This is a genomic window from Coleofasciculus sp. F4-SAH-05 (assembly GCF_040222985.1).
GTDB classification, from domain to species: Bacteria; Cyanobacteriota; Cyanobacteriia; order Cyanobacteriales; family Coleofasciculaceae; genus Coleofasciculus; species Coleofasciculus chthonoplastes.
Genome location: NZ_JAVKBY010000204.1, coordinates 1 through 23,706 on the forward strand (window position 1 = coordinate 1; position 23,706 = coordinate 23,706).

Consider the following 23,706-nt stretch of genomic DNA (forward strand, 5'->3'; position numbering starts at 1 on the left):
ATACGCAAGAGCCCACTTCTTGCTTATCGCCAGAGAATTAATATTAGCTGACAACAAGCAAGTTGTCAATAATAAACTGGCGATTCATCCCACGCTCAATCGAAGATTAGAGCGTGGGGAACCTATCGCCGGATAAGCTAAATGATTTATTATAGACTCAGCTAGCCGAGATGGATTTGGCTAGTTAGATGCTGACGTCAAGACAGTTTTACAGGAAAGCAACCCATGACACAGACAGGCACATTTGCCGTAACCCCGTTTAGTCAAAAACTGAGGACACATTTAACCAAAAATCAAATTACGGTTCTGCAAATTAATCTGGGGAAACGCTGTAATCTCGCCTGTACTCATTGTCATGTGGAAGCGGGACCCAAACGCACGGAGGAACTGACCCCAGAAATCTGTGACCAACTTATCGAACTGATTCATCGTTTTCCGCAACTTAAAACCGTTGATATAACTGGGGGTGCGCCGGAAATAAATCATGGGTTTAAACCCTTAATTGAAGCAGCGCTGGCAACGGGAAAGGAGGTAATTGTGCGGTCAAATTTGACGATTTTCTTTGAACCGGGATACCAGGATTTGCCGGAATACTTTGCCCAGCATCAGGTGCGAGTTGTTGCCTCGCTTCCCTGCTATTTAGAGGATAATGTAGATAAAATGCGGGGGAATGGAGTTTACAATGATTCGATTCGGGCAATTCAACGGTTAAATCAATTGGGGTATGGAAAAAATCCGCAGTTAATCCTGGATTTGGTTTATAACCCGGCGTTACCTGTGAGTGAATATTTTTCCTTAACGCCGAATCAGGTGAAGTTGGAACAGGATTACAAACGGTTCCTTAAGCAGAATTTTGATATTGAGTTTAACCAGTTGTTCACGATTACAAATTTGCCCATTGGCAGAACCAAGTTTTATCTGCAACGAACTAAGCTATATACCCCTTACCTGAATTTTTTGGCAGATAATTTTAATCCAACTACGGTGGAGCATTTGATGTGCCGTAACGAACTCTCGATTGATTATCTGGGAAATGTTTACGACTGCGATTTTAATCAGATGGAAGAAATACCCGCCAAGTCTCGCTCTGGGGAAACGTTAACGGTTAGTAAGCTATTAGCAGCAGGACGCTTAGATATGATTGACGAAATTCGCACGGCTTCCTATTGTTACGGTTGCACGGCTGGGTGTGGTTCGAGTTGCGGTGGTGCTTTGACTTGAGTGCAGCGGGTATGAAAATTACTGTTGTGTTGGGAATAAGTTGTCATGCATTTAAATTGGGTATTAGTAGCGAGCTTTCTGGCTCGCACTACAAGGATTTCACCATTATTGGCATTAAGTTTTAAATGCCGAACAGCTTATAATCAAGTTTACTTTAAAATGACAAATGACAAATGACAAATGACAAATGACAAATGACAACTCATAATTCATCATTTCTCATTTGCAGTGCTAATTTGGCAGCCCCAACCATTCCCGCCTGATTACCTAGCGTAGCGGGAAGTAACTGTAAACCTGTACGAGAACTTGGTAACACTCGACGTTCAATTTCTGCCCACGCCGCCGGGAAGAAAAATTTGGCACTTGCACTAACTCCACCGCCAATAATAATCGCCTCTGGAGTAAGAACATAAATCAAACTCGCTAATCCTGCGCCTAAATCCAGTCCGTAATGGTTCCAGAATGCTAACGCCTTTGGATTGCCTTGGTTTGCCAAAATCCCCAGTTCAGCCGGTTCTTTTCCGGTACGGCGGCGAATTGCCCCAATGGACAGATATTGTTCCAGAGACCCTTGATTGCCACTATTACAAGGGGGACCTTCTGGATTTAAGGTGATTAACCCTAACTCCCCGGCTGCGCCCTGATAACCGACAAAGAGTTTTCCATCTAGAATAATTGCGCCGCCGACGCCAGTACCCAACGTCAGCATAATCAGATGGCGAAACTGACATCCTGCACCTAACCAAGCTTCGCCTAAACCCGCGCAATTGGCATCATTGGCGATAATCGTCGGACAACCTGTTTTAGCTTCTAACCAATCAGCTAAGGGAATATCATGCCAATTATTGAGATTAATCGCCACTCTAACAATCCGTCCAGTTGCATCCGCAGGTCCGGGAGTTCCCACGCCAATGGCAATCACCCTATGGTTGGTATCAAGTTGTGCGATCGCGTCAGCCATCACTTCAACCACTGCTTTGGGAGTTGAGGGTTGGGGCGTCGCCACGGTTAAGGATTGGGTGCAAGTGCCGTTTTTCTGGAAGAGTCCCAGCTTAATCGCGGTTCCGCCTAAGTCAATACCAATTACATCATTTGTCATTTGTCATTTGTCATTTGTCATTTGTCATTGGCTAGGCTAGAAAATAAGGAACAGAGACTGAGCTACATTTTAAATCATATTAATCGGCAGTTTTAATCGGCAGGAGTAGAGGAATTCCAAAAGGCTTGGAAGTCTTGTTCGGCGCGGCGGTAACTAGCTTCTTTCTGGTCTAAAACAGCTTGGGAGATTTCGCCATCTTGGTATTGTTCTTGGGCAAGTTCAAATTCGAGTTTAGCGATCTGATACGCTTGTTTTTTCAGCGTGCCTTCTACAGAACCCACCCAGTTGGGAAAGCCCAGATGCTGCGTTTCCCAGTCGGTATGACCAATTTCGGCAATTTTGCGATCGCCTAAAATGGGTTGGCTGGTTTCGGTTAACTGTTGGAAGCTGGATAGGGCGTGCTTAATTTGTTGAATTCGTTCTAGGGAGTTGGAGAGAGAAAAGCGTTCGTTGAGGGTATCTTCAACGGGTTCATCGGGATGAATCGGAGAGAGGGATGGACTATCTTGAGATACATTTTCCGGTTGAGGCAGTTGGGCGACAGAACTTGTCCACCAAAACCCTGCACTAGCAACAGGGATGAGTAGTAACCCGCCAATGGCAGCAAAACCTATAAACTGGGGTTGAATCGATTTCATACAAAGAAAGCTGGTAGAATTCCCAGCTTGGAACAGGAAAAGCGATGTCTTCATTATTCGACGAGATTGACACTCTTTCTTCGAGAAGAAGGAAGATTCTATAGACCTTTGGGCTTATATATCCCGATAAACGGGTTCCTAGGCACACAAGGGAAAGCCTCAAAGAGTGCTGTGTTATCTCCTGGCAGACCCTGTCAATTCAGGGCTCTTGCGTTTCAAACGCAAGCAGCTTGGGTTTCCCACAGTCTTTATCGACCAAGTTTTAAAAGTTATAGCGTTTTCAGACTCCATGTGATACAGCTAAACAAGAGTAGAGCAAAGCTATCTGATGATTGCTGTACTACACGGTGTTAGAAAGTGCTGTAACTTCGACTTCGCCGCCGCAAGGCAAGCTCCAGTTTAGCACTGCGAATAAAGAAAGCCGTGTGAAACGCTTGGACAACATTGCAATTATGGGCAATCGTCCGGACATAATATAAATCAAAACTATTACGCTATCCTTAGAGTTGATATGATCGTCGGTACAACAGAAGCGGCTCAAATTTTAAATATCTCTACGGCTCGACTGAGAGTCCTGCTGATCCAAGGCAGAGTGGAAGGCGCTTACAAGACTGGGAAAATGTGGTTAATACCTCTATTTAATGGCAAACCGCTGATTAAGCCAGGTAAAAGAGGTCCGCAGCCTCGTTGGCGCAATCCCTGAAAACCAGCGAAACCTATTACAACGTCAGGGTGATTTCTTGGCAACAAGACGGTTCTGGCTGATTTATACCAAGTCGCGTTGAAAGATAGCAGACTCAACTCTATTGTGCGGCGGCGGGTAGCTAGTGCGATCGCCAAAGAGTGTTGAAGCGATCGCACTCCAATCATGCTGGATTATTTAGGAATGACTGTATCTTCCCGAAATGGGTCTGGGAACCAAACCCCTACTGATCCGATTACGCTTACTTACCTTGTCTGGGTAATTAAACGAAACCCAACGTGAGTTGTGCCAGTGTCGGGGGCTTGAGACTCCCGTGCGGCGGGTCGATAGCGACTACAATAATTCTTAGCACAGAGGTAAGAACCACCTTTAATGACGTGCAAAGCCCCTTCTTCTGGTTTTTTGGGGTCAAAACTGGCGGTTGGCTCTGGTCCAGTTGGGTTAACACTATGCTCTTTGCCGGAATGTCCCACCTGATACCAATCTGAGGTTAATTCCCAAACATTTCCGGTCAGATCATAAAGTCCATAACCGTTGGCGGGAAAGGATTCCACGGGGGCGGTACCGAGATGACCATCTTTTTTGGTATTAAAGAAGGGAAACATTCCTTGCCAGGTATTAGCTTTTTTAGCAGAATACTGATTACCCCAAGTAAAGTCTTTCTCTTTAAGTCCACCTCGTGCGGCATATTCCCATTGGGCTTCGCTGGGCAGAGATTTGCCCAGCCAATTGGCGTAAGCTAGGGCATCATCGTAGGCAATGTGAACCACAGGATAGTTATCTTTACCCAGGATACTACTATCGGGTCCATAAGGATGTTGCCAGTTGGCACCCACTACCCAATGCCACCAGCTTAAATAGGCAATCTGTTGAATTCCTTCCTCCGGTGGTTGAAAGACGAGGGAACCGGGTGGTCGCTGATCCTCACTTAAATCGGGAAATTGTTCCTCTGAGAGGGGGCGTTCAGCAATAGTTTTGTAGCCTGTAGCTGTGACAAACTGGCGGAATTCGGCGTTGGTGACTTCGTGGCGATCGATACAGAAACTATCTACGGTGACATCGGTGGCAGAACGTTCGGATGGATAGTGAGTATCTGAACCCATGGTAAAGGTTCCTCCAGGAATAAAGACCATTCCTTCAGGACAGGCGGAATCTGAAGGGGCGGAATTGATCGGTGCAGCATTTAAAGGGGTAGGGAAGCCCAAGAATAGGAATGCAGTCAGATAAATTAGGGCAAATCGATGGAGTAAAAGGGAAAACCAGGAAGTCTTCATCGGTATTAAGTTAGGGAAAAGTAATCATTTGACATTTTGGGAGAAATTGACTAAATCTCCAATTATAATTCATACGTATTGCTCAACAAACCGTCAAACAAAAATCAACCTAAAATAACATTTTTTTATTGATTGGGAATATCCCTTAAATCATTAATTAGCTTTTTAATGGCTGGTTTGTTCGTCATGGGGGGGTAAAATTAAGAATAATTGGGCAAATCCCGACGGTGAGCAGCATCCCTTGATCACCTGTGTTAAAGACGACATCTGCTGTGATGGTGTGGCTTTTGCCTTTCAAGTCAGGGGCTGAGGTTTCTCGGGTGCGGAAATGATCGGGATAGGTAAAGGTGGTGCGCCCTTGGGTAATAGTCGGGCGATTGGACTCATCAAATCGTTCCGTTTTGCTATCATCCAGGGGAAACACGTTGTATTTAGACGCTTCGGCATAGAACAGCTTGATCATTTCGTCAAGCTTATCGGGCATTTGAGCCGCTAGATCCTTTGCCTGGGAAAAGTCTTCATTAACGTTGTAAAGCTCCCAGTTCATGTGCAGCACATCGATGGAGTCGTCGTTTTGGTCAAGCCAAGGCTCACCCCGCATCGCACTAGCCATCCAGCCATGATCGTAGATTCCCTGGTTGCCCAGCATCTCAAAATATTGGGTGGTATGATGAGTCTCAGCCGTAGCGTCATCAAAGGTTCAAAGGGTCCGGCTTCCGTGGCTTCCCATTCGGGAACGTTATGGTTTTTGCCAAACCAGGCGGTGCTGTAACCATACGCCTGCAGGACTTTGGCAAAGGTGGCGGCACTTTGGGGAATAATACTGTTATATCCAGGGTATCCAGTTGAGCCATTACTCAAGGCACCGGTGGCGACGGAATGGTGGTTTCGTCCGGTGAGTAGGGCGGCTCGTGTGGGTGAACAGAGGGCGGTGGTGTGGAATTGGGTGTAGCGCAAGCCATTTTATGCCACTCGATCCATTGTCGGAGTTTGAATGATCGGGCTACCAAAAGTACCGAATTGACCATAGCCGACGTCATCCAGCATCACCACCAGGATATTGGGGGCATTTTCGATACCAAAGGTAGAAGGCAGTTTCAGTTCCGGTTTATCGGGTACAGACTGGGGAACGGTTAGCCCGATTTTACCCGAAAAGGGGTCGTCGGGATGGGGCAGAATTTGCTGTGCCATGGCTGGCGAGACAGCGGTTTGGAGGAAGAGGGCAGCCGCGATCGCCACCGCCACTACTATCCTCCACATACGGTTCAAAATCATTGATTTAATCTCATAAACAACAGTCATGCAATCCCTGGAACCTTTTCCCGCGCGACACGACGGCGTGAGTTTAGTCAAGATATCGTCTCGGACGACAAACTTCTTTGACAATATCAAACAGTTCAGTCACTTTTGGGAATTGCTTGTTCGTAACCGGATATTTGTTTCTGGTTTTAAGGAGAATCAGTTGAAGTAATCTTCGCGTGAACCAGCGCGGCGCACGTCGTTGGTTACGCAGTGGAATCCACCCCCTAATGTACGAGCGTGGCGCAGTTGTAACCCAATCACATTTACACGTCGCTTCTCCAGTTCTTTGATTAAAGAAACTTGGCGCTGATCAACAATGGCTAGCTCTGGATTAACCATGAGAAAGTTCATCGCAATCCAAATTGATGACAGGGGAGAGCCTTCATAGCCGATATCCACTGGTTCTGGACACCAAATTTTATCCCAATCGTGAAACAATGTGGGCAAATTATCTTGATTAACTCGTTCTGGATTAATCACAACTAAGCCGGGACGAACCACGGTAAATGTTGTATCAATATGTTTACCCAGATACACGTTTATACATTGATGGACTCGGTAATCGTTTCCCAAAACGGATTGCAACCATTGTCCTCCTAACTGGTTACCAGAATCGCTGACTTGATAAAGAATATCCTTGCCTAAGCGAAGAATATTAGCGGCATCAAAAGCTATTTCTGAATTTAACAAGCCATTTTTTTTACTATTGGGATTAGTGAACAATTCATCAATCAGCATCGGTTTGGGGGCGGCAATCCAACGACTCCCTGAATGGAAATACTCTAAAAATATTTTTTTATAAGCATCCATTTCAAAGTAACGAGAGCGAGAAGGAGATGGAGTTTCGATGATTTGATTGCCTAGTGCTAGAAACAAGTCACGGGGACAATAGTTATAATGTCCGGAAGAAGACCAATTGGGGGTAGAAAAATGATTTGAATGGTTGGTTATTTCCGGGCGACGAACCTTGACATCTAATTCTTGCAGCGTAGCCACTAAATTGGCAAGGTCTTCTTGAGTTTCTGCGATGACGCGATCGCTAAATTTCCCAGTGGGGATATCGTCATCGGCTAATTCGGGAAAATCTACCCCACGAACACTGGGGTCAATTTGAGGAAGTCTAGCATTTTCGACAACTCCGACAATGACTTCTTCTAGAGGCGACCATTCATCGTAAACGGAAACTTGGCAAGTTTTAGCTGTAGATTCTTGAGTTTTGTTTAAAGTGAGAGAATTATTCATGATCAATAATGTTGGCTCTACTCCACTGCGATCGTAGATTTTCTTGTTGAAAGCGTTAACTTCATCCAAATTTTGATTCAGAACCCCGTTTACCTTGTAGTTAAAGGCATAGGTGAGAATATTCAAATCCGAACCCGTTTGACGCAACATATCGAACGCCTCATCCGTAGACTCATTGATAATCGATTGAGGCGTTTTACCAGACAATTTTTGCAGTAAAGGTATCGACTCAAGCTCAAGCTTCGGCGTCGGCACAACCACAAAATCGGTTTCCTTCTCACTGTATTCCAATAACTTCCAATGGAAGACTTTACAGTTGTAGAGGGTGCGCCCCAGTATTTTACCGTAGCCTTGGCGTGTAGGACGAATCGCCGCATGACTGAGATAAACCCCAGCGGCGGCGGCACCCGGTTTCGAGCCTTCAATCCCATAAGTCCCCAGGATTAACTCCTCTTCAGTGCTGGCGCCATCAGAGTTGATGTAGGGAGCTTCAAAGGCAATCAGACTCCGCATCGCCATATTGCGATAACATAAGGCACCCGCCGGATAGGGGAGATATCCGGTTTTGTGCGGATCGACGGTTATGGTATCGGTGTGCTTCAGGTGTTGATATTGGGCAATCACATAATCACTCATCGGCAACGGGGGAAGCGGTGTATCCTCCGGATCATCTAAGTTATCCCACAACAGAGAAGCAAAGTAGCCACCCCAGGCACAGTCAGCATGAAGCACAAAGTCTACATTGGCTGGACGATACTTTTGATCGCGCAATCGTACCATCTCTGTCAGGGAATCAACATTGCCCTCTTCGGTGGTACCAAAGACAGAAACGATAGAAATAATTGGATGCTTCGTGGCGATATATTCATCTATGGCAGCTTCTAATTCCACCACATCCATGCGACCATAAGCATCTAGGGGTACAGTGTGCATATTACTGGCTCCCAACCCTAGAATCGCCGCACCTTTGGGTAAGGAATAGTGTTTAGACGCCGGAACGATAACCACTGCATCTTTTACACCTGTTCCCACTAAAAACTTCTCAGCAAAGTCCAAAAAGCCCATATTTTGCAGGGAATAGGGAGAAAGGGCAGCATTGAAAGCGCCTGGATCAACGTTATAGTCTTCGAGCAAGCGGTTAGAGAAATTCAATATTTCATCCACCGACAGATTTAACATTCGGAAAATAGATCGACATTTTCCCCCCGTGGACCCAGAAACCAGGCGGCAACTTCGCGCTCAGTTTCATTTTCCCCACCGAGCAAATCTTGGAGGGTTTGAGAAACAATCCGCTTTTTACCGGAGAGTTCAGGGATAGTGCGATCGGCTAACAATTTACCAACGGCTTGTTTTAAGCGACTTAATCCTTGACCGGAATAGTCGGGGGTTAAATCAATCGGAAGTTTGAGCATGGTTCACTCCAGTAAATAATCATGAATGAGTTTTGGTGTTGAAGGTAGGGTGCGTTAGGCATTCCCTGATTTGGTTTTCCTTTCCAGATCGAAATTAGCCGTAACGCACCCCAACTGCTCTCATTGGGCAGAGAATGGTGCGTTACGACGGATTGATAATTCTCGGATGAGAACACAGATTAGTACCGTCTAACGCACCCTACGGCTACGACTTCTACTTCTTGCCACGACGGCGTTTCTTCAGCCGCTTCAAGGCTTTGACCGATTGCCGCCCAATACCAGAGAGGAGGTTATCAGAGGTGGCACCCCCTGCACCTTCCTCATCGGAAGCACACACCAGAGGTGTAATGTTGGAGAAGTCGGAATAAGGCAGGGGACAACTCCCCGCATCATCATTGGGTTGGGGCACCGTACCCGCTTCAATGGCATCCCGCGCCACCAACACCAACCGAATCAGCTCATCCATCACCTCAGGGGTGATATTGACATTCATCGGATAGGCTTTCACCGCGTAAATAAAACCGGGTTCAACCGTATCATCGTCATAGTCTGTGGGACGGAAACCACTGGTATAACTGATGTAAGGTGCATAGCTGCCTCCATGCAACTGACCATCCCGATGCCATTGCCAGAGCATATCGGCGATGTCTTGCTGCAATTTGTTATTCGCTTCCAGTTCTGCCTTAGCCGCCGGATCATTCAATTCTTTTTCATATTGGGCTTGGGCATTCACTCCGGTTTTATATACCCGGAACAAGGTAACGAAGCCGGAATCGGCGGTGTTGACACAGACTGTTGTTGGCTCATTAGCAATCACCTCATCGCGCAGGTAGTGTTGTATTTCCAGAATGCCGCCCAGAATCGAGCGGAATCCTTCATAGCCCATGAATTTCAGCGTCGCCCAGGCTGCCATTGAGTAGGAGCCAGAACGGGACACTTCCAGGGTATAGAGTCCAGGGTTGTAGCAGGTGCGAGCCTGAAGATAGGCAGAACCGGGGCGACTCAGGAGTTCTTGGAAGCGATGCAGACTACGAACCATGACCACGCTGCAATTGTAGGTTGACCAACCGGTTTTGTGGAAGTCGCAGCCAATGGCATCAGCGTGTATTACTTTGCTGATCGCGTCATAGTTTTTCTGGATATCTGCCAAAACCTTTTGGGAAAAGCCCAAGGGATTCGCGGTGAAGTCATAGCCTTTGAAGGTAAGCCAAGACCAACCAATTACGGCGTCAGCGTAGATAAAGGGACGTCCCGCACCGTTGGGATACTCTGACAGGGGATACAGTTCATCAACGAGTTCGCGTACTTTGTCAATGGGATCGACAGCGAAGGCATCGGTTGTCCCCATGGTGCAGACAATCGCGGCGATGGGCGTACCTGCTGCATGGAGTTCTCGCACCACTTCTTCGAGGTGGTTGAAGTCCATGGCATTGGTGACATCATCGGTGTCGATCTCAATGTAGTTCTCCATACCCAGACCGGTCCAGTCGGTGGAGTTCTGTTTACAATAGTGACCCTGTTGAGACACTAGCACTTTGGCATCGGTGCGAACGCCATTACAGCGGGAGTCTGGTCCCAAACAATTGGTGATGGCGTATTTAATGCCATAGAAATAGCAGCCTGAGCCGCCAAAGGTGAACAAACCCCCTGCCTCTTCGGTGGGCCAACCAATTAAGTCCGCCAGGATTGCCGATGCTTCCATTTCCGTCCGCTCTACATCCCAGGCATATTCCCCTTCAATGATGTTGGGGCTGAAAACATTGGTCATCATTGCCGAGATAATCGCCGCTGTGTTGGCTGGGGGAATCACATTGGGCATCACTAGGGGATGATTCCAGTTGGGCATTCCCTTAAACAGATCGGCAGCCTGTTGCAGCACGTCTACCACTGATGCCATGTTTTCTGCTAGTCGGGCTTCGGTAACGTTGCCATAGTGAGGTCCAGAGGGATCGTCTCCCAGATAGCCTGGGGTTTCTCCGGGGGAGGAAGTGGGTTGGGGGGGTTTGAGTTGATTGAGATAACGAATCGCTTCGCCCACCATATCGGCAAAGGGATCGGTCTCTGTGGAATAGTAGGTGGGAAAGGCACTTCGCATATCAGATCGCAATGCGGCCCAACGGGGCGCATTCGGTTGGACGCTACCATCTTTATTCCAATGGGCAGAAAATCGAGAAGGCATTTTTTGACTCCTAAAAAGTTAACAGCTATGCCATTTTAGACAAAATAATGGCTAAGATACTACTTAATCTTTCCTGGTTTGATTAATTTTTACTCAACTCCTTTGGTAATTTTTGGTTGAGCTAGTTTTCTATAAAATATGATAGCCAAAAGCGCAATATTTTACAATAAAAAATGTTAAGTTTTGTTCGGATATAACCGAGCTTGCGGTACAGAATCTACAAAGTATCATGGTGTTCCTTTTTTTTATTAATGAATTGTTTTTGGAATTCTCAACTATTTACACTGATTTCATAACGAACGTGGCTGCACTGAACATTCAAAAATTCCAACTTTTCTCGCTAGCTAGAACACCAGTAATTGGAGCAGTGGGGTAACTGATTAAACCCATCTAAATAGGTGCCACAGAGATTCGTGGATTCATCTTCACAGGGCATCAGCAACTGTTGTTTGATGTCATCCACACCCGCCGCTGCCATTAGCGTCGGTACCCAATCTAGGTGTGAGAAAATCTCGTGGGATACAACTCCCTCTGGAATATGACCGGGCCAGCGCACCAGTGTCGGTACGCGATAACCCCCTTCCCAGTTGGTGTTCTTTTCACCCCGAAATGGTGTCAGTCCACCATCGGGCCACTGGTTGTAATGGGGACCATTATCTGTTGTATAGATAACGATCGTATTGTTGGCAACACCCAGCTTATCCAGTAGGTCGAGCAACTCGCCGACGTGGCCATCGTGTTCCACCATGCCATCGCCATAGAAGCCCTGACCGCTGATGCCCTCAACATCATCACTGATGTGGGTATAGAAATGCATCCGGGTTGAGTTAAACCAGGTAAAGAAAGGCTGTTTCTTGGTTACTGCTTTGGCGATGAACTGCTTGGTGCGGGTCAGGAATTCCCGATCCACCGTCTTCATCCGCTCAATATTGAGCGAGCCAGTATCCGCGCAGCTCTGATTGCCCATGGGTCCAAACCGATCGCCTGGATCGGGGCTGGGGGTATCTGTAGCAACGCAGTCGAGCACTCCACGCGGACCAATCGTATTGGCAAATTTGCCATCGGGTCCACCGGGATAGTCCACATTCTCTGGTTCTTCTTCGGCATTTAAGTGATAGAGGTTGCCAAAGAATTCATCAAAGCCATGTACCGTGGGCAGAAACTTGTTCAAATCCCCCAGGTGGTTTTTGCCAAACTGCCCTGTGGCATAGCCCAGAGGCTTGAGCATTTCTGCCAGGGTGGGGTCTTCATCCTGGATACCAAAGGGTGCCCCCGGAAAACCCACCTTGAGCAAGCCTGTCCGCAAACCACTTTGCCCGGTGATGAAAGCCGCCCGCCCAGCGGTACAGCTTTGTTCGGCGTAGTAGTCGGTGAACAGGATGCCCTCTTTGGCAATCCGATCAATGTTGGGGGTGTCATAGCCAACAATGCCTTTTTCATAGGCACTCACATTCGTCCAACCAATATCATCTCCCATAATCACCAAGATATTAGGAGGAGGACTGGTTTGGGCAAAAGCCGGGGCGATCCGCAACCACGGCAGCCACCCCGACAGTAAAAGCGTTAGGGACATCGCGATCGCGATTCCCATTTTCATGACTCGTTGCATTAATCAACAAACTCCTTCACGAGTAGAGTTCAAGGTCATTGTTCAGGTAACAGCAGCAACAAAAGAATATTAAAAACCTCTCTTCCTGACCTAAACCCTATTCACACTTATTTCATAACCCGGCTTCACTGAACATTCAAAAATTCCAACTTTTCGATAAATCAAAAAAGAAAATAAATTTGATGGCAAATAATAGCATTCCTTATATTCGTTTTGTTAAGTATTTGGGGGTGTTTGACCGGAGATGATACAATTTACCTTCCTCATCCGACCCATATCTTGCCGCTTTGTCGTGTTGCGATCGCGATCGCACCGGGAAAGTTGACCCAAGCTGGGGTTGAGTTACTCTAACGGGTACACTCGGTAAAACACCTTTATTCAAAACTATTACGCTATCCCTATAGTTACTATAGGAACATTGCTTCCCCTGCTTCCAGACGTTCCACGCATAGGAGTCTCTACAACCCCTGCTCGCCTAGAGCTTGCCTTCAGACACCGCCGCACCGCATTCAGCCGTTGCACCTTAAGATAGCGCATGGGACTCATGCCAAATAAGTCCTGAAAACCATAGGATAAGGCTGAACTGCTCGAACCTAATCCTTTTGCTAACTGCTTCAAGGTTAGGGGTTTTTCCAAGTGATCCAACATTTCCTGCTCGGCTTGAGCAATTAACTTAGCCCGCTGGGAAGGTTTGAGAGATGCTTTATAATGGCGATTAATTGGAATATTTTTGATTAGCAAAAGAACAAAATGATCAGCAATCAAAGCTGGAACATGGGGGTGTTCCAACCAGGAATCTTTCTGTTCCACTAGCCAAAACAAATTCCCCAGATAAGTCTTGATCTACCTCATCTGATGCGGTAATAAAATCACATGATTAGTAACGAGGAAGCGATCATCAAAATCATGACGCTGCAATTGGTTGGCATAAGATTGAAAGGTTTCCACAGGAATCAAAACGTCTGTCATCATCCCTGGAGCCGTCACTAAGTCTACGTCTCGTTGTCGATCAAAACCAAACAGACTGGTTGGGGAAGATATGGGTCGTTTGTGGGAGTAAAAATTGTCTCCAACGGCCACCCAGACGATCGAAAACGTTAGATAGTCTTTCTGTTTCGCCCCCCAGGATTGAATCCTGTGATTAGCACGATTGCGGATGAAATATAAATTACCAATCTTGACGGACAAAAACTCACTTTTCAGGAAACCCGGAGTGAGTTGTGTTATTTCGAGCTGGCGATAGCCATAGAATTCTTTGAAATGCTCTACATCGGTAAAACGACGAGATAAAATTCTTTGACTTCCTGTGCCAGACTGATTTTGTACGGGGCTAAAACTACTCTGTGTCACACTCATGATTGATCCACTTGCATTGATGCAACGATAATATTAACATCATCAATTAGATGATCCGATTACTGGACTGCTGTTCTAGTGCAAGAAGGCAGAAATGCCTCATCTCCCCTCTCGCCCACGGGGATTAATAATCTCCGTTAACCCTTCTCCCAATAACGATAAACCAACCACCATAGATGTCATCGCTAAACCGGGGAATAATGCTGTCCACCAAATCCCTGTCGGTAAAGCATCCAAGGCTTGACGCAAATCATGTCCCCATTCTGGCGTTTCTTCAGGTAATCCTAGTCCCAAGAATCCCAGTCCACCTAAAATTAAAATAGCGTCGGCGGCATTTAGGGTAAATAAAACCGGGACACTTTGAATCACATTCAGAAATAGGTAACGGGAGAGAACCCGCCTAGGAGAAGCCCCCATAGCTTGCGCGGCTTCAATAAATAATTCCGTTTTGACGCTGGCGGTATGGTTACGGACAACGCGATAATATTGGGGAACATAAGAAATACTGAGTGCGATCGCGGCATTGAAAACGCCTCGCCCAACCACAAAGGCTAGGGTAATCGATAGCAGCAATCCCGGCAAGGTATAGATCGTATCCATCAAAAACAACAACACCCGATCTAATCTACCGCCGAGATATCCACTTACTAACCCCAAAGGAACACCAATAATTAAACTCAAGCTGGTTGCTAGAATCACCACCTTTAACGCCGCTTGAGTACCAAATAAGGTGCGGGAGAAAACATCATACCCTTGGCGTGTCGTACCGAACCAATGTTCACCACCGGGAGGTTCGTGAATTGGGTTAATTAGGGATGCAGTGGGATCTTGCAGCCATCCCCATGCTTGAAAAACAGGGGCAAAAATAGCGATGAGGATGAACACCTTGGTGATAATTACCCCCACCGCCATCAGTTTCATTGAAAGGCTGGCATATCGGCTAAAACGGAACAGATGAGACAATCGCAGTCGCGTCAGAGTCATTGGTAAGGTTTCCTTGCCAAAAAATCTAATAAAATAGTCTGGTGAGGTTGCCCCAAAGGACGCACCTGACCCGCTATTTCTGAATAAGCCTGACCCGCCTTAATGTCTTCGGGCGTCAATAAACCCAGATCCCAGCCTTCTTGTAGTACCAATTGATCCAATTCCACCGTTAAAGGCGCATGGAATATATGACGAATAACCTGGGCATCACTATAGCAATCAAACTTGGCAAATTGGGGGGGAGAATAGGAAATCTCTTCGAGTAATTCTCGCCGCATCGCCACCTCTGGCGTTTCTCCGGGTTCAATATGACCGCCAAAGAACCCCCAGCACCCTGGATAAAGAATACCAGGGATATCGTTCCTAAGCTGCATCAGGAACCGTCCCGAACGGTATAGAATCGCGATCGCGACTTCAATGGATTGACTCTTCATTCTTATCCACTAACAAATTACATAATACAAATCATTCAATCTTTTCTGTTTCCTGGAGATAAACTTCACCCATTTCTTGCCCACTAATCGGAATACTTTGGAATTGTACCTGTCCCCGAATTACAACCCGATCTCCCACCTTGGGAAGTTCTTGATTACTCACAACCCAAATTTTGCCCGTGGTGTCCTCAAGTTGATAAGCCCCGGAGTTCAAAAAGGGGGCTTGGCTTATAACTTGACCTTGAAGATAAACCACTTGTTGGGAAGTCTGAGCAGATTGGATCTCACGAATCGCCGTAACATCTACAGTGTAAGCGCTACCCGTACCATTCGGAGTACCCAGCAGAGGGACATTGCTACAACTCACCAGTCCTCCCCCAAATAGTAAAGCGCACATTGGCAGGAGATAAAACATAGTTGACCTTTGGCAGTTTAGAATTGACGAGCAAAGGCGTGAGCGATGGTCGTTTTGAGCAGACATTACCATGACTGTTCCCACGCTAAACGATGTACATCCTGGTTATAGCTTAGATATATGAATACTGGTGAATGACACCACTGCCCGTAAAATAATCAAAGTCCTGATGATATATCTCACCCTGCCTATGAAATCTGTTTACCCTCAGTTACTGGATGGCAAAGCCCTAGCTCAACGCATTCAAGATCAACTGAAAGCGGAAGTAGAACGACTCAAATCAACATTTCGACGCCCGCCTGGATTAGCGGTACTAATGGTGGGTGATCACCCAGCTAGCGCCGCCTACGTGCGGAATAAAGAACGTGCCTGTACCAAAGTTGGGATTGCCTCCTTTGGGCAACATTTTCCGGCTGATGTCTCTCAATCTGAAATCGAGCAAACCATTGACCGTCTCAACCAAGACCCAAACGTCGATGGTATTCTGTTACAACTCCCCGTACCTGCACACCTAAATGCGGTTTATTTACTGCATCAAATTGATCCGGATAAAGATGTCGATGGATTGCATCCCCTGAATCTAGGGCGTCTGCTGCGCGGTGAAAGGGGGTTGCAAAGTTGTACCCCAGCCGGAGTGATGCGTCTGTTGCGGGAGTACCGGATTGATTTGAAAGGGAAAAATGCGGTTGTGGTTGGGCGGAGTATTTTGGTCGGTAAGCCCATCGCACTCATGTTACTCGAAGCTGATGCTACTGTTACTATTGCTCATTCGCGCACGAAAAATTTGGCTGAACTGACTCGTCAGGCGGATATCTTGATTGCTGCTGTCGGACGTCCTAATCTAATTACGGCGGATCAAGTGAAACCGAATGCCATTGTGATTGATGTGGGTATAAATCGCGTCACTGATACTCAAGGAAAATCCCGGTTGGTGGGTGATGTAGATTTTGATGCCGTTCGGGAGATGAGCCAATTTATCACTCCGGTTCCTGGTGGCGTTGGTCCGATGACGGTGACAATGTTATTGCAAAATACTGTTTTCAGTTATACCAGAACTCACTCATAACGCCCCCAGGCTCGTAGAATTGTTAAGACAGTAGAACAGACGATTTAAGGAATAATGGCATGGTAGCAACAGATGGGCGACCTGCCCCGAATGGGGAATCCCCAGCTTTTGATTTATCGACCTATCTAAAAGAGCGGAAAGCTCAAGTGGAGGCAGCTTTAGACCGTTCTTTACCCCTAGGTTATCCGGAAAAGATTTATGAGGCAATGCGCTATTCCCTCTTAGCGGGGGGGAAACGGTTGCGCCCGATTCTTTGTCTGGCAACCTGTGAACTGATGGGTGGCACAATTGAGATGGCAATGCCAACCGCTTGCGCTTTGGAAATGCTCCACACCATGTCGTTAATTCATGATGATCTCCCCGCGATGGATAACGACGACTACCGTCGGGGTAAACTCACCAATCATAAGGTCTACGGTGAGGATATGGCGATTCTGGCGGGTGACGGTTTGCTAGCCTATTCGTTTGAATATGTTGCTGCTCAAACTCAGGCAGTTCCCGCCGAGCGGGTGTTGCGGGTGATTGCGCGTCTAGGTTGGACGTTGAGCGCGGCTGGATTGGTTGGGGGTCAAGTGGTTGACTTGGAATGTGAGGGAAAATCTGATATTCAAGCGGAAACCCTTCATTACATTCATACCCATAAAACCGGAGCGTTGCTGGAAAGCTGTGTTGTCTGTGGTGGAATTTTAGCAGGTGCAACCGATGCGGATATAGAACGCCTGTCTCGCTATGCTCAAAATATTGGCTTAGCGTTTCAAATTATTGATGATATCCTGGACATCACCGCAACTCAGGAGGAATTAGGCAAAACGGCGGGGAAAGATTTGCAAGCGCAGAAAGCAACCTATCCTAGCCTCTGGGGACTTGAGGCTTCTAAAGCTAAAGCTCAAGAGTTGATTGAAGAGGCTATTGCCCAACTTAAACCGTTTGGTGAGCGTTCTCAACCTTTAATTGCTCTGGCTGATTTCATTACCGCACGGACGTATTAGTCATTAGTCATTAGTCATTAGTCATTGGTCATTGGTCTTATGTCATTGGTCATTGGTCTTATGTAACTGCTCAAACATTCGTTGATCAACAACCAATTTGAACTGAAACACGATGCAGGATTTTGGCAACATCCTAAACAACCAGGTGCTACTGGTTGCGCTGATTGCTTGTTTAGTGGCTCAACTCCTGAAGCTACTGGTCGAGTTAACGAAGGATCGGAAATTTAATCTTCGCACTCTGGTGACGACTGGCGGAATGCCTAGCGCTCATTCAGCCTTGGTTACCGCCTTGGCTGCGGGTGTGGGACAAACGATGGGATGGGCGTCTCCTGATTTTGCGATCGCGACTATTTTTGCGATCATTGTTATGTACGATGCCGCAGGCGTTCGACAAGCCGCAGGTAAGCAAGCTCGTATCCTCAATCAAATTATTGATGAGTTATTTCAAGAAGGCAAGGAGTTTAATGAGGATCGCTTGAAAGAATTGCTGGGGCATACCCCGTTTCAAGTGATTGTGGGTTCAATCTTAGGGGTACTCATTTCTTGGTTAGCTGCCCCAGCTTATTGTTTTTAGGGTTGGGGTTGACTGGCAGCCTCGTTTATGATACAGAGGCTAAGGACGCGATCGGGTCAGGAATTGTATCCGATGGAGCCTGAAATTCTCCAGTTTTGACGAATTCTAAGCGCAGCTTTAACCAGGTAATAAATTTAGGGTTGGTTGAAATAATAGCGGCAGTAGGTTGAGGGCAGTCTTGCTTGACTTGCGCCATTTCTGGAGCTTCTAAAAAGGCGGGTTGTTTGATTAGCCAAAAGTCTATCTCTTTTCCCTTATCCTGGTAGTCTTTGGTGCGTTCTCTGAGAACTTCTTCAAAGGGTTCTTCTTCAAGTAAGAAGCGTTGACTGGCGACTAGATAGTAATAGGTTTGCATGGTTTTAATTGGGTGATTGGTGAACAGATGATTGGGAACATTTTGAGTGTGTAGGGGCGGGTTTAACGGCTATCCTCTCTTTTTGACCTAGATTTGACTAAACCCGCCCCGATCAATTGAGTTAGTTCATTTATTGGTGGGGAGGGCGGGTTTCGTTGTTAATTTAACGTTAGTCAGGGCGGGTTTTGTTGTTAATTTAACGTTAGTCAGGGCGGGTTTTGTTGTTAATTTATCGGTGACTAGCTGAATTGATTCCCTAAACCCGCCCCTACAATTATGGCTAAACCCGCCCCTATACCCGCCCCGATCAATTGAGTTAGTTTTGACCCTTCACTTCGCTAGTTGGGCATGGTTTTAACTTGAGTCAGGGCTAGATGTAATAGGTTTGCATGGTTTTAATTGGGTGATTGGTGAACAGGTGAATGGGAACGTTTTGATTGTGTAGGGGCGGGTTTCACGGCTATCCTCTCTTTTTGACCCAGATGTAACTAAACCCGCCCCGATCAATTGAGTTTTGTTGTTAATTTAACGTTAGTCAGGGCGGGTTTTGTTGTTAATTTAACGGTGACTAGCTGAATTGATTCCCTAAACCCGCCCCTACAATTAGGGCTAAACCCGCCCCTACACCCGCCCCGACAATTGACAGACATGCCAGGGTATGTATAAAACATGATTTTTGACTTAACTCCCCTCATAAAAATCCTTCGTTGTGGGAAACCCTGTGTCCCTTCGCTTCGCTTATCGGGCAAGCTTTAGACCAGGGAGGAACACGCGGTAGCGGTTTAAGAAGCATACCCCTTTCGGGGTGGAGGGGTATGGTTGCCCCTCCGGTTTTCACCCATTTCTGGGGTAAAGTTAGCCTCGCCAAGGTTATCGGTCGGTAACTGTCCAAAAAGCACTGTTTCAGTGACCTTAAAACTGTTTAACTTTTCGGTTCTAGAGCAGCAAACTGGCTATCGCATCCGCTGGTAGGTCTTTAACACTTGCCGATAACGTAGTGCGCTTAGCACTTAGGCTGGTAAGCACAGCTTTAACTTATTTGGCTAAAGCTCCGTGTCCCTTCGCTTCGCTTATCGGGCAAGCTTTAGACCGGGGTTGCTTACCTTTTCTCAGCATGGCTTGCTTCATTTCCCGCACGGCTCGTTCTAATCCAACGAGCGAGGCTCGTGCGATAATGCTATGACCAATATTAAGTTCTTCCATGCCTTCTAAACAAGCCACGGGATAGACATTCCAATAGGTTAAACCATGACCGGCATTCACCCGCAACCCCGCCGCGATCGCGTCTTGGCATCCTTTGGCTAACAAATCCAGTTGCGTTTGGCGACTGGCTTCGTCTTTAGCTTCTGCATAAGATCCCGTATGCAGTTCAATAAACTTGGCGTTAATTGCCGCCGATGCTTCGATCTGGGCAGGATCAGCATCGATAAATAGACTAACGGGAATCCCCGCCTCTTGCAACTGCGCGACGACTTCACCGAGACGGGATTTTTGACTGGCAATATCTAATCCTCCCTCCGTTGTGACTTCCTCTCGCCGTTCTGGAACTAGGGTAATATAGTCTGGTTTAATATCGAGTGCGATCGCGATCATTTCCTCCGTTGGTGCCATTTCCATATTTAAGTGAGTTCGCACCGTCTGACGCAAGAGTCGGATATCCCGATCTTGGATATGGCGTCGATCTTCCCGCAGGTGTGCTGTAATCCCATCCGCACCCGCTAATTCGGCTAACACCGCCGCCGCCACAGGATCGGGTTCCACAGTGCGCCGCGCCTGTCGAATTGTGGCAATGTGGTCAATGTTGACGCCAAGGGTTAGCACTCGCGTTTTTCTCCTGAAACCGTTTTCTGTACAACCCTTGATTGTATCTGAAAGGGGGTTTAGTTACCAAACCTTTACCTGTTCCCCCAGGGTCTGTTCAATTAATCACAAAAGGGCAATGGGCTTGGAGAAAATTAACCATGTTTTAACGTCAAAACGCCACGGCTGAACCACGTTGCCCACATTGTTAAGTTTTATTACAAAAAAATTAGACTCAATGATTTGAGATACTATGGCTAATGAGATAAAAAGTAGGTGGTTTTTTATGGTCATTATCAGCCATTAGATGGGCTTTAGTAAGATTGTACTGGGCGATGCCATAATCATTTATTTAAAGAATCAGTGTTACTTTAAAACTGCCTACTTGAGTCAAGCCAGCCTAACTAGCTGTGAACCAATTGAAACCGTGCTAATCGGCAGTTTCGGCAGGTTTGTTGTGAATTAGTGAAGACAAGGTATAAGACGACTATCTTATATCCGAGTTTATCATGGCTATCCAATTGATCGGACTTCCACCCAGACCTAAGACTAGACAATTTTCTGAAATTAAGTTTAAGCGAACAATGACATCAAGCCAGCCAACCTTTGAATTACCTGATTTTTATATGCCTTGGCCCGCGCGTGTGAACCCCAATGTACAGGGGGCACGCATACACTGCAAAGAGTGGGCGTATCGGATGGGCATCCTGGGATCGGATGAGGATGCCGTATGGGATGAAAAAACCTTTGATGCGATGGATTTTGCTAGCTTTACTGCCGCCACTCACCCAGATGCACCGGCATTGGAGTTGGACTTACTCAGCGATTGGTATGTTTGGGGGTGGTTTGCCGATGACTATTTCGCTAAAACATTTGAGGTGGGAAACCAGGATGTCAGACAGGCTAGGTCTTATATCGATCGAGTCATGTCTTTTATGGCTACGGATTTATCAACGCCCCTTCCAGAACCCAAAAACCCGACAGAACGCGCCCTGATTGATTTGTGGTTTCGGAGTGCACCGACGATGTCTCAGCAGTGGCGACAACGGTTTGTTGAACATTACCGGACACTATCATATACCGCCCTGCGAGAACTTTTCAACCAGGACAAAAACCAAGAGCGGATCATAGATCCAGTAGAATACGTCATGTTGCGTCGTCAGGTCAGCGGGATGTTTTGGTCGGCGGATTTGGTCGAACACTCTCTAGCGGCTGAGATCCCAGCCGAAATTTACAACAAGCGACCTATCCGGGTGTTAAAAGACATCTTCTGTGACAGCGTAGCTCTACGCAACGACATCATTTCTTACCAGAAGGATATTGATGAAGGCAGGAGCAATAACTGTGTAATGGTGGCGGAACACTTCTTCAACACGGAGATCCAGGACGCTGTTAACTTCGTTAATGACTTAGTGACTTCACGACTATTCCAGTTTGAGCATACCATGACGGTGGAACTCCCCCCACTCTTGGATGAGTATGGGTTGGATAGTGAGGCACGTTACCGGGTATTTCGCTATGTGAAAGCCCTGCAAGACTGGATGGCTGGGGATCTGGAGTGGGAAACTCGCCCCGGAGGCAGATACATTCCCGCCGGATCGAAAAAAGAATCGCCACTCGCAGGACCCAAGGGCTTGGGTACGGCAGCGGCGCGTATAGGCTTATCGCCGGCGGCGATGGGATTAAGGGTGAGAACCTATAATTACATTCCTTTCCAGACGGTGGGAGAAATTCCCCTACCCGAGTTTTATATGCCCTTTTCTACAGGATTGAATCCGCACCTAGAGGAAGGGCGACGGACGTCTAAGGAATGGGCTTACGAAATGGGAATGATTGGTATTCCTGGCATCAGTTTCTGGGATGAACAGAGATTTGATGCGATCGATGCAGCGTTGACCTGTGCATTAGTGTATCCGAAGGCTGCCAAAACTGTCTATGAGCTGGCGACAAAAGGCATGGTTTGGGGTTTTTACCTTGATTGTGTATTTGATGGACGCTACTTAGCGACCCGCGACATAGTAGGGGGTAGAGTGTTCCTGGCTCGACTATTGGCATTGATCTCTAGCGACTCTGGTCCGATGTTGATGCCAACTAACCCATCGGAACGGGGTTTAGTGTATCTATGGCAGAGAATGACTTCTTGTTTGTCTGCCGAGGACAAGGAGGAGATGAGGGGTTTACTCGTAAAAATATTTGAAAGTTGGGCGTGGCAACTTGACCACCAGGCACAAAATCGTATCCCTGACCCAATCGATTATGTAGAGACACGTATCAAGACATTTGGTTTTGATTTCCTGATGCTCTTGAACCAAAGCGAGAAAATGCCCCCTGAGCTTTATGACAGTCAACCGGTACAAAGCATGCACAAAGCGGGTGCCAATGTTTCCAGTTTAGTCAATGACATCGTATCCTATCAGAAAGAAATGGAATCTGAAGGCATACTTTTCAATAGCGTGTTGATCACTCAGCATTTTCTTGACTGTGATGTGGCAAAAGCGGTTGAGATTGTTAATAACCTGATCACGGCGCGGGTGCGTGAGTTTGAACACATCGTCGCCACCGAACTCCCAGCGCTCTGTGAGGACTTTGACCTAGATACAAGGGCTCGCGAACAGCTATTTGAGTATGTTGAACAACTACAGTTCATGATGTCTGGTATGCTCAAATGGCACTTGGGTGGCAGCTACTACAAAGAACCTGAATTTAAACGCGATCCCAGCCCCAGGAACTTGTTCAATGCGCCTACCGCCTTAGGTTGCTCAGCCGCACGGATAACATCGTTGTTGAGTTCGGTCGGTATTCCCCAGCCAGAAACCGAAGCGGAGCCAGTGGCGGAGAGTTTACCCAGTCTTCCCACAGGCTTAGGCACGTCAGCGATGCAAATTGCCGCCAGCTTAGCGGAGACTCCCCAGCCAGAAACCGAAGCGGAGCCAGTGGCGGAGAGTTTACCCAGTCTGCTCACAGGGTTAGGCACGTCAGCGATGCAGATTGCCGCCAGCTTAGCGGAGACTCCCCAGCCAGAAACCGAAGCGGAGCCAGTGGCGGAGACTTTAC

Annotated in this window: 23 protein-coding genes and 1 pseudogene; 7 read left to right on the forward strand and 17 right to left on the reverse strand. The window is 47.0% G+C overall.

The features are described 5' to 3' along the window. Positions 1-225 precede the first annotated feature (225 nt). Positions 226-1,221 (forward strand): arsenosugar biosynthesis radical SAM (seleno)protein ArsS, encoded by a 996-nt coding sequence (gene arsS, locus RIG27_RS24280; RefSeq protein WP_446349451.1) that lies wholly within the window; start codon positions 226-228, stop codon positions 1,219-1,221. Positions 1,222-1,423: 202 nt separating this feature from the next. On the opposite strand, the gene RIG27_RS24285 is transcribed toward arsS, so the two are convergent. Both RIG27_RS24285 and RIG27_RS24290 read right to left on the reverse strand, forming a co-directional pair. Beyond that, the gene (locus RIG27_RS24285; RefSeq protein WP_446349453.1) at positions 1,424-2,320 is read right to left on the reverse strand and encodes an ROK family protein; all 897 of its coding nucleotides are present in this window, start codon (positions 2,318-2,320) and stop codon (positions 1,424-1,426) included. A gap of 92 nt (positions 2,321-2,412) precedes the next feature. After that, entirely contained in the window at positions 2,413-2,958 is a 546-nt protein-coding gene (locus RIG27_RS24290) for a hypothetical protein (protein ID WP_446349455.1), read from the reverse strand. Positions 2,959-3,469: 511 nt separating this feature from the next. Between RIG27_RS24290 and RIG27_RS24295 the strand changes: the two genes are divergently transcribed. Beyond that, positions 3,470-3,661, forward strand: coding sequence for a hypothetical protein (locus tag RIG27_RS24295; protein WP_446349457.1), 192 nt, complete (start codon positions 3,470-3,472; stop codon positions 3,659-3,661). Positions 3,662-3,906: 245 nt separating this feature from the next. Here the strand turns inward: RIG27_RS24295 and RIG27_RS24300 are convergent, their stop codons facing one another. The 8 genes and pseudogenes from RIG27_RS24300 to RIG27_RS24335 all read right to left on the reverse strand — a co-directional run. Continuing rightward, positions 3,907-4,935 (reverse strand): formylglycine-generating enzyme family protein, encoded by a 1,029-nt coding sequence (locus tag RIG27_RS24300; RefSeq protein ID WP_446349459.1) that lies wholly within the window; start codon positions 4,933-4,935, stop codon positions 3,907-3,909. 184 nt (positions 4,936-5,119) lie between these two features. Next, complete coding sequence (locus RIG27_RS24305; protein ID WP_446349461.1) at positions 5,120-5,548, reverse strand: hypothetical protein; 429 nt, start codon at positions 5,546-5,548, stop codon at positions 5,120-5,122. Beyond that, entirely contained in the window at positions 5,479-5,892 is a 414-nt protein-coding gene (locus RIG27_RS24310) for a sulfatase-like hydrolase/transferase (protein ID WP_446349463.1), read from the reverse strand. Before RIG27_RS24310 ends, RIG27_RS24305 begins: the two co-directional genes overlap by 70 nt. A 6-nt stretch (positions 5,893-5,898) precedes the next feature. Then, entirely contained in the window at positions 5,899-6,210 is a 312-nt protein-coding gene (locus tag RIG27_RS24315; RefSeq protein WP_446349465.1) for a hypothetical protein, read from the reverse strand. 183 nt (positions 6,211-6,393) lie between these two features. Next, positions 6,394-8,658 (reverse strand): pyridoxal-dependent decarboxylase, encoded by a 2,265-nt coding sequence (locus RIG27_RS24320; RefSeq protein ID WP_446349467.1) that lies wholly within the window; start codon positions 8,656-8,658, stop codon positions 6,394-6,396. Next, positions 8,652-8,891: a hypothetical protein gene (locus tag RIG27_RS24325; RefSeq protein WP_446349469.1), complete on the reverse strand. Its 240-nt coding sequence runs from the start codon at positions 8,889-8,891 to the stop codon at positions 8,652-8,654. The genes RIG27_RS24320 and RIG27_RS24325 overlap by 7 nt, the downstream gene beginning before the upstream one ends. Positions 8,892-9,105: 214 nt before the next feature. Continuing rightward, positions 9,106-11,070, reverse strand: a complete 1,965-nt coding sequence (locus RIG27_RS24330; protein WP_446349471.1) for a pyridoxal phosphate-dependent decarboxylase family protein — start codon at positions 11,068-11,070, stop codon at positions 9,106-9,108. A 376-nt stretch (positions 11,071-11,446) separates the two neighbouring features. After that, positions 11,447-12,643: pseudogene (locus RIG27_RS24335) on the reverse strand (arylsulfatase); the annotation flags it as partial. 249 nt (positions 12,644-12,892) lie between these two features. On the opposite strand from RIG27_RS24335, the gene RIG27_RS24340 reads away from it, so the two are divergent. Then, positions 12,893-13,030, forward strand: a complete 138-nt coding sequence (locus tag RIG27_RS24340; RefSeq protein ID WP_446349473.1) for a hypothetical protein — start codon at positions 12,893-12,895, stop codon at positions 13,028-13,030. A 36-nt stretch (positions 13,031-13,066) separates the two neighbouring features. On the opposite strand, the gene RIG27_RS24345 is transcribed toward RIG27_RS24340, so the two are convergent. From RIG27_RS24345 to RIG27_RS24365, 5 genes are all read right to left on the reverse strand, one after another. Then, positions 13,067-13,489, reverse strand: a complete 423-nt coding sequence (locus RIG27_RS24345; protein WP_446349475.1) for a hypothetical protein — start codon at positions 13,487-13,489, stop codon at positions 13,067-13,069. 33 nt (positions 13,490-13,522) lie between these two features. Continuing rightward, on the reverse strand, positions 13,523-14,035 hold the full coding sequence (locus RIG27_RS24350; protein WP_446349477.1) for a hypothetical protein: 513 nt from the start codon (positions 14,033-14,035) through the stop codon (positions 13,523-13,525). 99 nt (positions 14,036-14,134) lie between these two features. Then, on the reverse strand, positions 14,135-15,019 hold the full coding sequence (locus tag RIG27_RS24355) for an ABC transporter permease (protein WP_446349479.1): 885 nt from the start codon (positions 15,017-15,019) through the stop codon (positions 14,135-14,137). Beyond that, positions 15,016-15,453, reverse strand: a complete 438-nt coding sequence (locus RIG27_RS24360; protein ID WP_446349481.1) for an NUDIX hydrolase — start codon at positions 15,451-15,453, stop codon at positions 15,016-15,018. The genes RIG27_RS24355 and RIG27_RS24360 overlap by 4 nt, the downstream gene beginning before the upstream one ends. A gap of 31 nt (positions 15,454-15,484) precedes the next feature. Continuing rightward, the gene (locus RIG27_RS24365) at positions 15,485-15,868 is read right to left on the reverse strand and encodes a hypothetical protein (protein WP_446349483.1); all 384 of its coding nucleotides are present in this window, start codon (positions 15,866-15,868) and stop codon (positions 15,485-15,487) included. A 190-nt stretch (positions 15,869-16,058) separates the two neighbouring features. On the opposite strand from RIG27_RS24365, the gene folD reads away from it, so the two are divergent. The 3 genes from folD (at position 16,059) to RIG27_RS24380 (ending at position 18,497) form a co-directional block, all read left to right on the forward strand. Then, positions 16,059-16,934 (forward strand): bifunctional methylenetetrahydrofolate dehydrogenase/methenyltetrahydrofolate cyclohydrolase FolD, encoded by an 876-nt coding sequence (gene folD / locus RIG27_RS24370; RefSeq protein ID WP_446349485.1) that lies wholly within the window; start codon positions 16,059-16,061, stop codon positions 16,932-16,934. Positions 16,935-16,993: 59 nt separating this feature from the next. After that, positions 16,994-17,923 carry a geranylgeranyl diphosphate synthase CrtE gene (gene crtE / locus RIG27_RS24375; RefSeq protein ID WP_446349487.1) on the forward strand — a complete coding sequence of 310 codons (930 nt, stop codon included), beginning with the start codon at positions 16,994-16,996 and terminating at the stop codon, positions 17,921-17,923. 112 nt (positions 17,924-18,035) lie between these two features. Then, positions 18,036-18,497 (forward strand): divergent PAP2 family protein, encoded by a 462-nt coding sequence (locus RIG27_RS24380; RefSeq protein ID WP_446349489.1) that lies wholly within the window; start codon positions 18,036-18,038, stop codon positions 18,495-18,497. 25 nt (positions 18,498-18,522) lie between these two features. Here RIG27_RS24380 and RIG27_RS24385 read toward each other — a convergent pair whose 3' ends face one another. Both RIG27_RS24385 and RIG27_RS24390 read right to left on the reverse strand, forming a co-directional pair. Next, a complete protein-coding gene (locus RIG27_RS24385; protein ID WP_446349491.1) occupies positions 18,523-18,852 on the reverse strand; it encodes an MgPME-cyclase complex family protein in 330 nt (109 codons plus the stop codon). A 1,035-nt stretch (positions 18,853-19,887) separates the two neighbouring features. Next, positions 19,888-20,673, reverse strand: coding sequence for a pyridoxine 5'-phosphate synthase (locus RIG27_RS24390; protein ID WP_446349493.1), 786 nt, complete (start codon positions 20,671-20,673; stop codon positions 19,888-19,890). A gap of 677 nt (positions 20,674-21,350) precedes the next feature. On the opposite strand from RIG27_RS24390, the gene RIG27_RS24395 reads away from it, so the two are divergent. Next, positions 21,351-23,706: terpene synthase family protein (locus RIG27_RS24395; protein ID WP_446349495.1), on the forward strand; the 2,356-nt coding region annotated here is incomplete at its 3' end.

Coding starts and splice junctions, on each gene's coding strand:
- RIG27_RS24290 (WP_446349455.1), bottom strand. CDS start 2,958: ATGAAATCGATTCAACCCCAGTTTATAGGTTTTGCTGCCATTGGCGGG.
- RIG27_RS24295 (WP_446349457.1), top strand. CDS start 3,470: ATGATCGTCGGTACAACAGAAGCGGCTCAAATTTTAAATATCTCTACG.
- RIG27_RS24350 (WP_446349477.1), bottom strand. CDS start 14,035: ATGAGTGTGACACAGAGTAGTTTTAGCCCCGTACAAAATCAGTCTGGC.
- RIG27_RS24385 (WP_446349491.1), bottom strand. CDS start 18,852: ATGCAAACCTATTACTATCTAGTCGCCAGTCAACGCTTCTTACTTGAA.
- RIG27_RS24300 (WP_446349459.1), bottom strand. CDS start 4,935: ATGAAGACTTCCTGGTTTTCCCTTTTACTCCATCGATTTGCCCTAATT.
- crtE (WP_446349487.1), top strand. CDS start 16,994: ATGGTAGCAACAGATGGGCGACCTGCCCCGAATGGGGAATCCCCAGCT.
- RIG27_RS24355 (WP_446349479.1), bottom strand. CDS start 15,019: ATGACTCTGACGCGACTGCGATTGTCTCATCTGTTCCGTTTTAGCCGA.
- RIG27_RS24325 (WP_446349469.1), bottom strand. CDS start 8,891: ATGCTCAAACTTCCGATTGATTTAACCCCCGACTATTCCGGTCAAGGA.
- RIG27_RS24315 (WP_446349465.1), bottom strand. CDS start 6,210: ATGATTTTGAACCGTATGTGGAGGATAGTAGTGGCGGTGGCGATCGCG.
- RIG27_RS24320 (WP_446349467.1), bottom strand. CDS start 8,658: ATGTTAAATCTGTCGGTGGATGAAATATTGAATTTCTCTAACCGCTTG.
- RIG27_RS24380 (WP_446349489.1), top strand. CDS start 18,036: ATGCAGGATTTTGGCAACATCCTAAACAACCAGGTGCTACTGGTTGCG.
- RIG27_RS24330 (WP_446349471.1), bottom strand. CDS start 11,070: ATGCCTTCTCGATTTTCTGCCCATTGGAATAAAGATGGTAGCGTCCAA.
- RIG27_RS24305 (WP_446349461.1), bottom strand. CDS start 5,548: ATGGCTAGTGCGATGCGGGGTGAGCCTTGGCTTGACCAAAACGACGAC.
- RIG27_RS24360 (WP_446349481.1), bottom strand. CDS start 15,453: ATGAAGAGTCAATCCATTGAAGTCGCGATCGCGATTCTATACCGTTCG.
- RIG27_RS24285 (WP_446349453.1), bottom strand. CDS start 2,320: ATGACAAATGATGTAATTGGTATTGACTTAGGCGGAACCGCGATTAAG.
- folD (WP_446349485.1), top strand. CDS start 16,059: ATGAAATCTGTTTACCCTCAGTTACTGGATGGCAAAGCCCTAGCTCAA.
- arsS (WP_446349451.1), top strand. CDS start 226: ATGACACAGACAGGCACATTTGCCGTAACCCCGTTTAGTCAAAAACTG.
- RIG27_RS24365 (WP_446349483.1), bottom strand. CDS start 15,868: ATGTTTTATCTCCTGCCAATGTGCGCTTTACTATTTGGGGGAGGACTG.